The organism is Streptomyces koelreuteriae, from assembly GCF_018604545.1.
GTDB classification, from domain to species: Bacteria; Actinomycetota; Actinomycetes; order Streptomycetales; family Streptomycetaceae; genus Streptomyces; species Streptomyces koelreuteriae.
Genome location: NZ_CP075896.1, coordinates 5,064,123 through 5,077,496 on the forward strand (window position 1 = coordinate 5,064,123; position 13,374 = coordinate 5,077,496).

General features: G+C 72.8%; 10 protein-coding genes and 1 rRNA gene. 6 read left to right on the top strand and 5 right to left on the bottom strand.

Going from position 1 to position 13,374, the window contains the following annotated elements:
* Window positions 1-30: 30 nt before the first annotated feature.
* Window positions 31-147: ribosomal RNA gene (rrf, locus tag KJK29_RS22940) — 5S ribosomal RNA — on the top strand.
* A gap of 76 nt (window positions 148-223) precedes the next feature.
* Here the strand turns inward: rrf and KJK29_RS22945 are convergent.
* The 5 genes from KJK29_RS22945 to KJK29_RS22965 are packed head-to-tail and all read right to left on the bottom strand — an operon-like array spanning window position 224 to window position 5,858.
* The gene (locus KJK29_RS22945) at window positions 224-1,534 is read right to left on the bottom strand and encodes a DUF58 domain-containing protein (protein ID WP_215121022.1); all 1,311 of its coding nucleotides are present in this window, start codon (window positions 1,532-1,534) and stop codon (window positions 224-226) included.
* Window positions 1,534-2,523, bottom strand: a complete 990-nt coding sequence (locus KJK29_RS22950) for an AAA family ATPase (RefSeq protein ID WP_215124414.1) — start codon at window positions 2,521-2,523, stop codon at window positions 1,534-1,536. Before KJK29_RS22950 ends, KJK29_RS22945 begins: the two co-directional genes overlap by 1 nt.
* Window positions 2,523-3,719 carry a DUF4350 domain-containing protein gene (locus KJK29_RS22955; protein WP_215121023.1) on the bottom strand — a complete coding sequence of 399 codons (1,197 nt, stop codon included), beginning with the start codon at window positions 3,717-3,719 and terminating at the stop codon, window positions 2,523-2,525. The genes KJK29_RS22950 and KJK29_RS22955 overlap by 1 nt, the downstream gene beginning before the upstream one ends.
* On the bottom strand, window positions 3,716-4,486 hold the full coding sequence (locus tag KJK29_RS22960) for a DUF4129 domain-containing protein (protein ID WP_370869154.1): 771 nt from the start codon (window positions 4,484-4,486) through the stop codon (window positions 3,716-3,718). Before KJK29_RS22960 ends, KJK29_RS22955 begins: the two co-directional genes overlap by 4 nt.
* A 4-nt stretch (window positions 4,487-4,490) precedes the next feature.
* The gene (locus KJK29_RS22965) at window positions 4,491-5,858 is read right to left on the bottom strand and encodes a proline-rich domain-containing protein (protein ID WP_215121024.1); all 1,368 of its coding nucleotides are present in this window, start codon (window positions 5,856-5,858) and stop codon (window positions 4,491-4,493) included.
* Between the two features lie 140 nt (window positions 5,859-5,998).
* On the opposite strand from KJK29_RS22965, the gene mtnA reads away from it, so the two are divergent.
* The 5 genes from mtnA (at window position 5,999) to KJK29_RS22990 (ending at window position 13,374) form a co-directional block, all read left to right on the top strand.
* The gene (gene mtnA, locus KJK29_RS22970; RefSeq protein ID WP_215121025.1) at window positions 5,999-7,150 is read left to right on the top strand and encodes an S-methyl-5-thioribose-1-phosphate isomerase; all 1,152 of its coding nucleotides are present in this window, start codon (window positions 5,999-6,001) and stop codon (window positions 7,148-7,150) included.
* A 200-nt stretch (window positions 7,151-7,350) separates the two neighbouring features.
* Complete coding sequence (gene mtrA, locus KJK29_RS22975) at window positions 7,351-8,040, top strand: two-component system response regulator MtrA (protein WP_009188938.1); 690 nt, start codon at window positions 7,351-7,353, stop codon at window positions 8,038-8,040.
* A 1-nt stretch (window position 8,041) separates the two neighbouring features.
* On the top strand, window positions 8,042-10,393 hold the full coding sequence (gene mtrB, locus KJK29_RS22980) for an MtrAB system histidine kinase MtrB (protein ID WP_251057908.1): 2,352 nt from the start codon (window positions 8,042-8,044) through the stop codon (window positions 10,391-10,393).
* On the top strand, window positions 10,383-12,215 hold the full coding sequence (locus tag KJK29_RS22985; protein WP_215121026.1) for an LpqB family beta-propeller domain-containing protein: 1,833 nt from the start codon (window positions 10,383-10,385) through the stop codon (window positions 12,213-12,215). The genes mtrB and KJK29_RS22985 overlap by 11 nt, the downstream gene beginning before the upstream one ends.
* A gap of 259 nt (window positions 12,216-12,474) precedes the next feature.
* Window positions 12,475-13,374: a ComF family protein gene (locus tag KJK29_RS22990; protein WP_215121027.1), complete on the top strand. Its 900-nt coding sequence runs from the start codon at window positions 12,475-12,477 to the stop codon at window positions 13,372-13,374.

Sequence of the window (13,374 nt, forward strand, 5' to 3'; positions counted from 1 at the left end):
ATGGTGCGGCAGTTTACAGTTTCATAGTGTTTCGGTGGTTTTAGCGTTAGGGAAACGCCCGGTTACATTCCGAACCCGGAAGCTAAGCCTTTCAGCGCCGATGGTACTGCAGGGGGGACCCTGTGGGAGAGTAGGACGCCGCCGAACAATCATTCAAGGAAACCCCCGTATCTTCGGATACGGGGGTTTTCTGCGTTTCAGGGCCCGCGAGGGGCCGTGAATGTCATAGGCGGCCGGCCGCCTTCAACGCCAAGTACGCATCCGCCAGTGCCGGCGCCAGGTCGTCGGGGGTCGCGTCCACGACGGTGACGCCGTGACGGCGGAGTTGTTCTGCTGTGCGGTGGCGTTCGGACTGGGCCTGGGCTGCTGCGGCGGCCTCGTAGACGGCGTCGGTGTTTCCGCGCGCTTTGGCCATTTCGGTGATGTGCGGGTCGGCCACCGATGCCAGTAGGACCGTGTGGCGCTGGGTGAGCTGAGGGAGGACCGGGAGCAGGCCTTCTTCGATGGGGGCCCTGTCCAGGGTGGTGAGCAGCACGATCAGGGAGCGGCGGGGTGATGTACGGAGGGCTGTGGCCGTGAGGCCTCGGGCGTCCGTTTCGACGAGCTCCGGCTCGAGTGTGGCCATCGCGTTGACCAGGGAGGGGAGGACGTCGCCTGCGGTGCGGCCCTGGACGAGGGCGCGGACCCTGCGGTCGTAGGCGAGGAGGTCGACGCGGTCGCCGGCTCGGGATGCGAGGGCACCTAGCAGGAGGGCCGCGTCCATGGAGGCGTCGAGGCGGGGTGCGTCGCCCACGCGGCCTGCCGAGGTCCGGCCGGTGTCGAGGACCAGGAGGATGTGGCGGTCGCGTTCGGGGCGCCAGGTGCGTACGGCGACCGCGGACTGGCGGGCTGTGGCGCGCCAGTCGATGGAGCGGGTGTCGTCGCCGGGGACGTACTCGCGGAGGCTGTCGAACTCGGTGCCCTCGCCGCGGGTGAGCACGCTGGTGCGGCCGTCCAGTTCGCGGAGGCGGGCCAGCTTTGAGGGCAGGTGCTTGCGGCTGGTGAACGGGGGCAGGACGCGAACCGTCCAAGTGGCCTTGTGGGTGCCCTGGCGGGAGAAGAGGCCGAGGGGGCCGTAGGAGCGGATGGTGACCCGGTCGGCTTGGCGGTCGCCTCGGCGGGTGGGGCGCAGGCGGGTCGTCACGCGCCGGCGTTCGCCTGCCGGGACGGTGAGGCGGTGGCGGGAGGCCGTCGTCTCCGTGCCCGGCTGCCAGGTGCTGGGGGGCCAGGCGTCGCGCAGGTGGGCGCGGAGGGGGCGGCGGGACGGGTTGGTGATCGTGAGGGTCACGTCCGCGGTGTCGCCCAGGCGTACCGAGGTGTCGCCGGAGCGGGTCAGGCCCAGGCGTCGTACGGGGGCGGCGAGTGCGAAGTCGCAGGCGCAGGCCAGGGCCAAGGGGGCGTTGACCGCCAGGATGCCCGTCCAGCCGGGTTCCCAGATGCCTACGGGGAGGGAGCCCAGGGCTGCGAGGAGGGCGGTGCGTCCGGTGAGTGCCATCAGCGGGGGACGGGGACGTGGCTGAGGATGGCGTTGATGACGGAGTCGGCCGTCACGCCTTCCATTTCGGCCTCCGGGCGGAGTTGTACGCGGTGGCGGAGGGTGGGGAGGGCCAAGGCCTTCACATCGTCCGGGATGACGTAGTCGCGGCCTGTCAGCCAGGCCCAGGCGCGGGCGGTGGCGAGGAGGGCCGTGGCGCCTCGGGGGGAGACGCCGAGGGTGAGGGACGGCGACTCGCGGGTGGCGCGGCAGATGTCGACGACGTAGCCGGTGATCTCCGGGGAGACGGTCGTCTTGGCGACCGCCGCGCGGGCTGCCTCCAGGTCGGCGGGGCCCGCTACGGGACGTAGGCCGGCGGCGTGGAGGTCGCGTGGGTTGAAGCCCTCGGCGTGGCGGGTGAGGACGTCGATCTCGTCCTGGCGGGAAGGGAGGGGGATGGTGAGTTTGAGGAGGAAGCGGTCCAGCTGGGCTTCCGGGAGGGGGTAGGTGCCTTCGTACTCGACCGGGTTCTGGGTCGCTGCGACCAGGAACGGGTCGGGGAGGGGGCGGGGGGTGCCGTCGACGGTGACCTGGCGTTCCTCCATGGCTTCCAGGAGGGACGACTGGGTCTTGGGAGGCGTGCGGTTGATCTCGTCCGCGAGGAGGAGGTTGGTGAAGACCGGGCCGGGCTGGAAGGAGAACTCGGCGCTGCGGGTGTCGTAGACCAGGGAGCCGGTCACGTCGCTCGGCATCAGGTCGGGGGTGAACTGGACGCGCTTGGTGTCGAGTTCGAGGGTCGCGGCGAGGGCGCGGACCAGGAGGGTCTTGGCGACGCCGGGGACTCCTTCGAGGAGGACGTGGCCGCGGCAGAGCAGGGCGACGACGAGGCCGGTCACGGCGGGGTCCTGGCCGACCACGGCCTTGGCGATCTCGGCGCGCAGGGACTCCAGGGCGGCTCGGGCGGTGCCCGGGTCCCCGGTCTGCCCGGCGTTGTCAGTGGTCGGGTCCATCATGGACGGCGTACCTCTCTTTCGAGGGCGTCGAGTCGGTCGGCGAGTGCGATGAGTGCTGCGTCGGTGCTGGGCGCTGGGCCGAAGAGAAGGGTGTGCAGGTCCTGGCCGTCGCCGTGGAGGTGGGCGGACAGGGCGGGGAGCAGGGCCTCGGGCGTGTGCGCCTGGGTGACGGGGACGCCGGTGAGGGGGGCGAGGCGGGTGCGGGTCGTGGAGCGAAGAGCGTTTGCCGCGCGGTCGCGGGCGTCGGCCTTGCGGTAGAGGCGGGCGCGGCCTTCGGCGGTTTCGGAGGCGCGGATCGCGACGGGGAGTTTTTCGGGCACGAGGGGGCCGAGTCGGCGTGCCCTCCAGAGGGCGGCCAGGGCTGCGGCGATGAAGAGTTGCAGGGTGCCCCAGAGCCAGCCCGAGGGGAGCAGGTCGAAGAAGCCGCGTTCGTCGTCGGTGCCGGCGGCGGAGGTGTCGGAGAGCGAGGGGAGGTACCAGACCAGATGGGGGCGGGAGCCGAGGAGCTGGAGGGCGAGCGAGGCGTTGCCCTGATGGTCGAGGCGGTCGTTGAGGAGGATGTCGGGTGCGCCGAGGGCGACGGTGTCGCCGTTTCCGGTCGGGGCCGGGATGCGCAGCAGGGTGGCCAGGCGCTCGCTGGGGTAGCACTGGTCGGCGTCGAGGTGGGTGGTGGTGTAGCGGACGCCGCCGGTGTCTGCGGTGCCCGCGCGCCGGGCGGCGGGCAGGTCGCAGTCGGGTGCGAGCGTCGAGTCGAGGCTGGTGGCGGGGTCGGCGGTGACGCCGGGGGCGAGCCGTTCGACGGAGGCGCTGCCGGAGGCGACCAGGACGGTGCGGCCGCCGGAGTCGGCGAACGAGTCGTGCAGGCGGGACTGCTGACTTCGGGTCAGGAGGTCGGGGGCGGCGACCAGGAGGGTCGTGTCCGGGCCGGATGCGGCGGTCGCCTCGTCCAGGGTGGTCACCACGCGGGTGTCCACGCCCCGGTCGGCGAGGAGTTCGGCGACGGCGCGGCTGCCGCCCGGGTCGGCGGAGCGCGGGTCGAGTTCACCATGGCGGGCGTCGGAGCGGATCACGGCGATGGCGATGGCTCCCGCGACGAGGAGCACGAGGGCGAGCGCGATACCGCGTGTGCGGGTCCACACCTGGCGGGCGGTGGGCGAGGCCGAGGTGGACGGGAGCGTGGCCTCGGTGGTCATTCGGCGGCTCCCTGGCGAGTGTGGGGGGCCGTGCTCTGGGCGCTGCTGGTGGCGAGCTGGGGCTTGGTGCGGTCCAGGTCGCGGTCGAGTTCGGCGATGCGGTGGTACGACTGCTCGGTCGCCGAGCGGCCTCCGTATGTCACGTCGTCGAAGTCGCGGGCGGCGGCGCGCAGTCGGTCGGTGTGGGCGGGCAGGGCCCGGCCGGCTTCGGCGGCGGCCTCGTCCGCGGTGCGGCCGGGGCGGACGTCGAGGAGGGCGCGTTCCTCCAGGGCGCGGACGAGGGCCCGCATGCGTTCCTGGACGGCCTGGTTCCAGTGGCCCTGGGCGGCGTGTGCCTCGGCGGCCGCGCGGTGGTCGGCGGCGCTGCGGGGGCGGTCGTCGAACAGGGTGGCGGAGGAGGTGGGTTGGCGGCGCGGGGTGCCCAGGCGCCACCACAGGGCGCCCAGGACCGCGAGGACGGCCAGGATGATGACGACCAGGCCGAGTGTGCCGCCGGGTGTCGCGGACGAGGCGGCGTTGAACAGTTCGTCCAGCCAGTCCCAGAAGGCGTCGAGGGCGCGCTGGAACAGGCTGGGGTCGTTCTCGTGGTACATCCGCTTGGACAGCTCGCGTCGGGCCGCCTCGCGCGCGGGGTCGCGTGGGGTGGTGAGGGGCGGCTCGTCGGTGGAGCGCGCCGACGACAGTAGGGAGCTGTCGCCGGCGTGCAGCAGTATCCGTATGGCGGTGCGTGGTAGTGCCGTTGTGAGAGGTTCCCCCGCCCAGCTCACCGCATCAGCTCCCCGGGGTGGTGCCGGGGGCGTTGGGGCCGTAGCCCTGGACGCCTGCGGCGCGGGCCAGTTCGAGGTCGAGGGCCTCGCGGCGGATGCGCTGGTCGATGTAAAGCAGCACGGTGACGCCGGCCGTGATCGGGAAGGTGATCATGGAGCCGATCACCGCGCCGATGCCGCTGACCATGAGGAAGGTCCAGCCGAGACCGGAGCTGCCGCTGTTGAGCCAGCCGGTGATGCCGTCGCCGCTGAGGGCCGCGGCGAGGAAGGTGAACGGGATGACGATGATCGAGGCGACGACGTTCGCGATGATCGTGGCGAGCAGCTGGATGCCGAAGATCCGCCACCAGGTGCCCTGGACGAGCTTCGTGGAGCGGCTCATGGCCTTCTTGATGCCCTGCTTCTCCAGCATCAGGGCGGGCGAGGCCAGGGAGAAGCGGATCATCAGCCAGAGGGCGACGACGCCGGCGCCGATGACGCCCAGGACGGTGAGGGCGACGCCCGGCCCGGTGCTTCCGGAGGCGGTGATGAGGATGCCGGGCAGGGTGCCGGCGGTGACGATGCCGGCGGTGATGAGCAGCAGCAGGCAGATGAGGCCGAACAGTTTGAGGATCTGAGGGCGGGCGTCCCGCCAGGCCTCGCCGATGGTCACTGGCTTGCCGAGTACGGCGCGGCTGGTGACGGTGGTGAGCAGTGCGGTCGCGATGACGGTGCCGACCAGGGAAATCACGAAGACGACGGTGGAGTTGAGCAGGGCGTCGCTCATGGCGCGGCTCAGCTCGCTGAGGGTGGCGCTGGGGTCGTTGAGGGCCTGGGTGCTGGAGTCGTCGAGGACGAGGCCCTGGAACAGGACGACGATGATCTCGGTGAGGACCGCGACGGTCAGGGAGATGCCGAGGACGGTGCGCCAGTAGGTGCGCATGGTCGAGACGGCGCCGTCGAGGATCTCGCCCACGCCGAGGGGGCGCAGCGGGATGATGCCGGGCTTGGCGGCGGGCGGGGGGCCGCCCCAGCCGCTTCCCCAGCCGCCGTAGGGCCCGGGGGGTCCGTAGCCGCCGGGGCCTGCGGGGCCGTGTCCGGCCGGGCCGTGGCCGCCGGGGGGCTGGGTGCCCCAACCCGGGCCGGCCGGCGGGGGCGGGGGAGCCTGGCCGGGGACGGTGGGGCCGCTGGGGGCGGACCACTGGGCGGGTGGCGGCTGGTCCTTGGACCACTGCGGGCCGGGGCCCTGCGGGGCCTGGCCCGCTTGGCCGGGCTGGTCCGCGGGCTGCGCGGGGACGGGGCGGTCGGTGGGCTCGGCAGCGCCGGACGGGTCCGGCTGCTGCCCGTCGGACGGGGCGGATCCGGGCGAGGCCCAGCCCGGAGTGTCGTTCATCGTCGCTCCTTCACGGTGCCCGTCCGCGGTCGCGGCGGCAGGTTGGCAGCCATCGTGCCATGGGGTGGTCTTGGAATGACCGGCCGCGGTATGGGCTGCGTACCTTCAATTGTCCGCTCGATACGGGGCAGACTGACCGCATGGCTGATCAGTACGCGCACAGCGGCGAGGACAAGCGGCCGACCGAGATCCCCGCGATCCGTTGGGAGGAGCCACCGGAAGGACCCGTTCTGGTCCTTCTCGACCAGACGAGGCTGCCGGCCGAGGAGGTCGAACTGGTCTGTACGGACGCGTCCGCGCTGGTGGAGGCGATCCGCTCGCTCGCCGTGCGCGGGGCGCCGCTGCTCGGTATCGCGGGGGCGTACGGTGTCGCGCTCGCGGCCGTGCGGGGCTTCGACGTGGACGAGGCGGCGGCCTCGCTGGCGAGTGCCCGGCCGACCGCGGTGAATCTGGCGCTCGGTGTGCGCCGGGCGCACTCGGCCCATGAGGCTGCGCTCGCCAAGGGCGGCGATGTCCGGCAGGCGGCCTCGGCGGCGCTGGCCGCGGCGCGGCAGTTGCACCGGGAGGACGCCGAGGCCAGTGCGCGGATGGCCGAGCAGGGGCTGGCGCTGCTGGACGAGCTGCTGCCCGGTGGCGGGCACCGGGTCCTCACCCACTGCAACACCGGTTCGCTGGTGTCGGGCGGGGAGGGGACGGCGTTCGCGGTGGCGCTCGCGGCGCATCGGACGGGCCGGCTGCGGCGGCTGTGGGTGGACGAGACGCGTCCGTTGCTGCAGGGCGCTCGCCTGACGGCGTACGAGGCGGCGCGTGCCGGGATGGCGTACACGCTGCTCACCGACAACGCGGCGGGGTCGCTGTTCGCCGCCGGCGAGGTGGACGCGGTGCTGATCGGGGCGGACCGCATCACGGCGGACGGGTCGGTGGCGAACAAGGTGGGGAGCTATCCGCTGGCGGTGCTGGCGCGGTACCACCATGTGCCGTTCATCGTGGTGGCGCCGGTGACGACGGTGGATCTGGAGACCGCGGAAGGGGCGTCCATCGAGGTCGAGCAGCGTCCCGGGCACGAGGTGACCGAGCTGGTGGCGCCGCAGGTGCCGGTGGCCGGTGCGGCGGAGGCGGGGGGCGGCATTCCGGTGGCGCCGCTGGGGACGCAGGCGTACAACCCGGCGTTCGACGTGACCCCGGCCGAGCTGGTGACGGCGATCGTGACGGAGGAGGGTGTGGTGTCGCCGGTGACGGCCGAGGCGCTCGCCGAGGTGTGTGCGCGGTCGCGCAGGGTGACGGCGGGCTGAGCCGGACGGCTTTCGGGGTGGGTGCGGGGAGGGCGGGCTCCGGAGGTCCTGTCCCTTGCCCGTGGGCCGAGCGCCCGGTCAGCGGGTGTCGTGGAGATCAATAACGGGTGGGCGAGGGCAGACAGTAGCGCTTGCTGCGACTATGGTCACTGGCCGGTGACCTACCTCACCACTGCCTTCGCCACCGTTATGAGAATGGGATGATGTCGTTTATGAAGGGACGAGTCCTTGTCGTCGACGACGACACCGCACTGGCCGAGATGCTCGGCATCGTGCTGCGTGGTGAGGGTTTTGAGCCGTCTTTCGTTGCCGACGGTGACAAGGCGCTGGCCGCTTTCCGTGAGGCCAAGCCCGATCTGGTGCTGCTGGACCTGATGCTGCCCGGTCGGGACGGCATCGAGGTGTGCCGTCTGATCAGGGCGGAGTCCGGGGTGCCGATCGTGATGCTCACGGCGAAGAGCGACACGGTCGATGTCGTGGTGGGCCTGGAGTCGGGCGCCGACGACTACATCGTGAAGCCGTTCAAGCCGAAGGAGCTCGTCGCCCGGATCCGGGCGCGGCTGCGGAGGTCGGAGGAGCCCGCTCCGGAGCAGCTCGCCATCGGTGACCTGGTCATCGACGTGGCCGGGCACTCCGTGAAGCGGGACGGGCAGTCGATCGCGCTGACGCCGCTGGAGTTCGACCTGCTGGTCGCGCTCGCGCGCAAGCCGTGGCAGGTGTTCACGCGCGAGGTGCTGCTGGAGCAGGTGTGGGGCTACCGGCACGCGGCGGACACGCGGCTGGTCAATGTGCATGTGCAGCGGCTGCGCTCCAAGGTCGAGAAGGACCCGGAGAAGCCGGAGATCGTGGTGACCGTCCGTGGCGTCGGATACAAGGCAGGACCGAGCTGACATGTCCGGCGACAGTGCCGCTTCGGCGCCCGGACGGTCCGGGGCCCGCCCGGGGCGGCCTGTCGGGCGGAAAAAAGCGGGTTCCCGCTGGGGACGGTTCCTGGAGAGCGGGCTGCTGCTCCAGGGCGGGGTTCAGGGCAGCCCGGTCATCCGCCTGTTCATGCGGTGGGTGCGCCGGCCGCTGCTGCCCGTCATGCGGCTGTGGCGGCGCAACATCCAGCTCAAGGTCGTCGTCACGACGCTGCTGATGTCGCTGGGCGTGGTGCTGCTGCTGGGCTTCGTCGTCATCGGGCAGGTGCGCAACGGCCTGCTGGACGCCAAGGTGAAGGCGTCCCAGAGCCAGGCCACCGGCGGGTTCGCCGTGGCCAAGCAGCGGGCCGACGAGGCGGCGAGCGGGACCGGCGACGATGTCGCCACGGCGGACGGCCGTCCCGCGCAGAACGTCATCCAGTGGATGAGTGATCTGGTGTCCTCGCTGTCCAGTGGCGGGCAGGGCGCCTTTGACGTGGTCACGCTTCCGGCTTCCGACGCCGACGGGGCCGGTGGGCGCGGTCCGCGTGCCTCCGGTGAGGTGGACTGGAGCAAGAGTGTGCCCGCGGCGCTGCGGGAGCGGATCGGCAGCAGTACGGCGGCCGCGCAGAGCTACAGCCGCGTCATCTACAACAACGACACCAAGGACTCCCAGCCCGCCCTGGTCATCGGCAAGCAGGTCAACGACCCCAACGGCGACCCGTACCAGCTCTACTACCTCTTCCCGCTCACCCAGGAGGAGAAGTCGCTGAGCCTGGTCAAGGGGACGCTGGCGACGGCCGGGCTGTTCGTCGTGGTGCTGCTCGGGGCCATCGCCTGGCTGGTGGTGCGCCAGGTCGTCACGCCGGTGCGGATGGCGGCGGGGATCGCCGAGCGGCTGTCGGCCGGCCGGCTTCAGGAACGTATGAAGGTCACCGGCGAGGACGACATCGCGCGGCTCGGCGAGGCCTTCAACAAGATGGCCCAGAACCTTCAGCTGAAGATCAGCCAGCTGGAGGACCTGTCGCGCATGCAGCGCCGGTTCGTGTCGGACGTGTCGCACGAGCTGCGTACGCCGCTGACGACCGTACGGATGGCGGCGGACGTCATCCATGAGGCGCGGGAGGACTTCGACCCGATCACCGCGCGGTCGGCGGAGTTGCTCGCCGACCAGCTGGACCGGTTCGAGTCGCTGCTCGCGGACCTGCTGGAGATCAGCCGGTTCGACGCGGGTGCCGCTGCGCTGGAGGCGGAGCCGATAGACCTCAGGGACGTCGTGCGGCGGGTGGTCAGCGGGGCCGAGCCGCTCGCGGAGCGCAAGGGCACGCGGATCCGGGTCTCCGGCGACCAGCAGCCCGTCGTCGCTGAGGCCGACGCCCGGCGCGTGGAGCGCGTGCTGCGCAACCTCGTCGTGAACGCCGTCGAGCACGGTGAGGGCAGGGACGTCGTCGTCAAGCTCGCCGCGGCGGGCGGCGCGGTCGCCGTCGCGGTGCGGGACTACGGGGTCGGGCTGAAGCCGGGCGAGGCGACCCGGGTGTTCAGCCGCTTCTGGCGGGCCGACCCGGCACGCGCGCGTACCACGGGTGGTACGGGTCTGGGGCTGTCCATCGCCCTGGAGGACGCGCGGCTGCACGGCGGCTGGCTGCAGGCGTGGGGCGAGCCGGGCGGCGGGTCGCAGTTCCGGCTGACGCTGCCCAGGACCGCTGACGAGCCGCTGCGGGGCTCACCGATACCGCTGGAGCCCAAGGACTCACGGCGCAACCGGGGGCTCGACGACGCGGGTCTGCCGTGCGGCGGCGGGGACGGCGAGAAGCGGGCGACCGTACCGGCGCAGCCGGCGGGCGGTCCGGTGCCGCCGGGGTCGGCGCGGAACCCGATACCGCCGAGGGCGGCCTCCGTGGCCCCCACGGCCGATCCGACGGCGCTTCCCGGCAACGGGGCGCGCGTGGTGCCGCGGCCCGCCTCGGGGACGCGGCGGCCGGACGATCCGGTGGCAGGGGAGCAGTCGGCCCGCGGTGAGGGCCAGGGCCCTGCGGGCACGGCCGGTGGCGGCTGTGTGAGTGGTACGGCGGGGGCGGGCGCCCGGGACGAGGGTGCTGGTGCTTCGGCGGCCGGGACGGCTCGTGACGAGGATGCTGGTGATTCGGCCGAAGCGGCTCGGGACCAGGGCGCGGGCGATTCGGCCGGAGCTGCTCGGGACGGGGCCGGCAGTGGCCCTGCGGGGAAGTCGCGGGGGCCGGTCGTGGGGCGGCCGCGGGACAAGGACAACGGCTCCGCGGGCTCGGGCAGGGAAGCCGAGCCGGGAGACGTGGACAGGCAAGGGGAGGCATCTCGTGGGCGCTGACCGCGAGGGGCGCGGTCGGCGTACGCCCGCGCGCGTGATGGCGTACGCCGCCGGTGGCGTGCTGGTGCTGGCGGGGTGCGCCTCGATGCCGGACAGCGGGGATCTGCGGGGCGTGGAGTCCACGCCGCGCCAGGACAGCCAGGTGCGGGTGTTCGCCGTGCCGCCGGGGGAGGACGCGCCGCCCTCGGAGATCGTGCAGGGCTTCCTGGAGGCGCTCACCAGCGACGATCCGCACTACAAGACCGCGCGCCAGTACCTGACCGGTGAGGCCGCGAAGACCTGGCGGCCGGAGCTGTCCACCACGGTGCTCACGGACGGGCCGGGCGCCAAGGCCGAGGGCGCGGGCGGCCGGGAGGACACCGGCGAGATCTCTTACACGCTGACCGGCACCAAGGTGGCCACCGTGGACGCGCAGCAGTCGTACGCGCCGGCGACCGGGGCCTACGGCAGGACCGTGCACCTGACGCAGGACAAGAAGAGCCGGCAGTGGCGGATCGACGTGCTGCCCCAGGGCGTCCTGATGGGTCAGTCGGACTTCCAGCGCAACTACATGTCCGTCAACAAGTACTACTTCGCCTCCAACACCATGGCGGCCGGGGCGAACACGCAGCCCACGGCGGTCGCCGACCCCGTCTACGTCCGCCGCCGCGTGGACCCCATGACGCAGATGGTGCGCTCCGTGCTCAACGGGCCCACGCGGTGGCTCGGGCCCGTGGTCAGGTCGAGCGTTCCCACCGGTACGGCGCTGGCGAAGGACGCCGGGGCGCTGACGCCCGACGAGCGGAACAAGCTGACCGTCCCGCTCAACGACAAGGCCGCGGGCATCGGCACCAACAGGTGCCAGGAGATCGCGGCCCAGATGCTCTTCACGCTGCGCAACCTCAGCCCCGCGGTGGACGAGGTCGAGCTGCGGGCCGGCGGGGCCGAGCTGTGCTCGCTCACGCAGGAAGCGGCCGACGCGGCGGCCTTCCGGCCCTCGGCGCGCCACCCCGACTACCTGTACTTCGTCGACGACAAGGACCGGCTCGTACGGATGCCGGCCGGCAGCAACGACACCGAGCCGGACACGGCGCCGGGGGCGCTGGGCGAGGGCGACACGGCGCTGCGGTCGGTGGCGGTGTCGCGCGACGAGCACACCGCGGCCGGGGTCGGCCTCGACGGCAGGTCGCTGTACGTGGGGTCGCTGGTCTCGGGCGGTTCGCTGGGCGAGCCGGTGCTGCGCAGCCAGGGCCGGACCGAGAAGGACCGGCTGACCACGCCCAGCTGGGACGCGGACGACGGCCTCTGGGTGGCCGACCGTGACCCGGAGAACCCCCGGCTGATGCTGCTCGAGGAGGGCAAGGGCGATCCGCTCGAGGTGCGCACGCCGCATCTGGACGGGCGGATCCAGTCCGTGCGGGTGGCCGCCGACGGGGTGCGGATCGCGCTCGTCGTGGAGAAGGGCGGCAAGAAGACCCTGCTCATCGGGCTGATCGAGCGGGAGGAGAAGCCCGGCGAGAAGCCGGCCGTCCGAGTGGTCGAACTTCGCTCCGCGACGCCGGAGTTGGAGGAGGTCACGGCCATGTCGTGGGCCGGGGACAGCCGGCTCGTGGTGGTCGGGCGCGAGCACGGGGGCGTGGAGCAGATGCGGTACGTCCAGGTCGACGGCTCCACGCCGGACGTGCCGGCGCCCGCGGCCCTGACCGGCGTCAAGGAGGTCACCGCCGCCGAGGACGACCGGCTGCCGCTGGTGGCGTACTCGGTGGACGGGATCGTCCGGCTGCCGTCGGGTGCGCAGTGGCAGAAGGTGACGGAGGGGACGGCGCCGGTTTATCCGGGGTGAGCGCCGGGTCTTGGGTTTCCAGCGCCGGGTTGTTCGGGGTGAGGCGTCTCGGTGGGGATGCCGGGGGCCAGGCGGGGCCAGGCGGGGATCCGTGGGGGCCCTGGCGGGCCTGGCGGGGATCCGATGGGCCTGGCCGGGGTCCGGTGGGTCCTGGTTGAGGGCCGGTGGAAGCCGGTCGTCGGGCCGGGGCGACGCGTTGTCCACAGGGAGTTATCCACAGGGGTGGCCGGGGGGCCTCGCTGTTGGCACAGTGGTGGCCATGCGGGGGTGGTGGCAGGACCTCACCGACCTGGTGCTGCCGGGCGAGTGCGGGGGCTGTGGGGCGCCTCGTACGGTGCTGTGCGCGAAGTGCCGTGCGGTGCTGGGCGGGGCCGTGGCGCATCGGGTGCGGCCCGTGCCGGAGCCACCGGGGCTGCCGGTGGTGCACGCGGCGGCGCGGTACGCCGACGAGGTCCGGGCGACGCTGCTGGCCCACAAGGAACGGGGTGCTCTGGCGCTCGCAGGGCCGCTCGGGGCCGCTCTGGCGGGAGCGGTACGGGCGGGGCTTCCAGGTGCGCTCAGGGGGTCCTGGCCCGGGGCTGGAGGCGCGTGGTCGCGGGGCGTCGGGGCGCCTGTGCTGCTCGTGCCCGTTCCGTCCGGGCGGCGGGCCGTGCGGGCCCGGGGGCATGATCCGGCGCGGCGGATCGCGCTCGCGGCGGCGGGTGAGCTGCGGCGGAGCGGGGTGCCGGCCAGGGCGCTCGGTGTGCTGCGGCAGCGGCGGGCCGTGGCCGATCAGTCGGGGCTCAACTCCCGGCAGCGGCTGGACAATCTCGCGGGCGCGCTGGCGGTGGCGCCCGGTGGTGCCCGGCTGCTCTCCGAGGGCCCGGTCGTCCTCGTCGACGACGTGATGACGACAGGGGCGTCCCTCGCCGAAGCCGCGCGTGCCGTGCGGGCGGCGGCGGGGCTGGTTTCGAACGCTACGAGGACTGGGGCCGTGTACAGGGGAGAGACGAGGGAAAGCAGAGAAGAACAGAACGTCGGATCAACGCGAGAGAGGACGGGCCGATGGCCCGCGCGGCAGGGAATCACGGGCGCGGGCGGAGTCGGCGGAGTCGTTGACGTGGTGTGCGCGGCGGTGGTCGCGGCATCGCCGGACTCTTTCGAAATAAACCGGAACTGA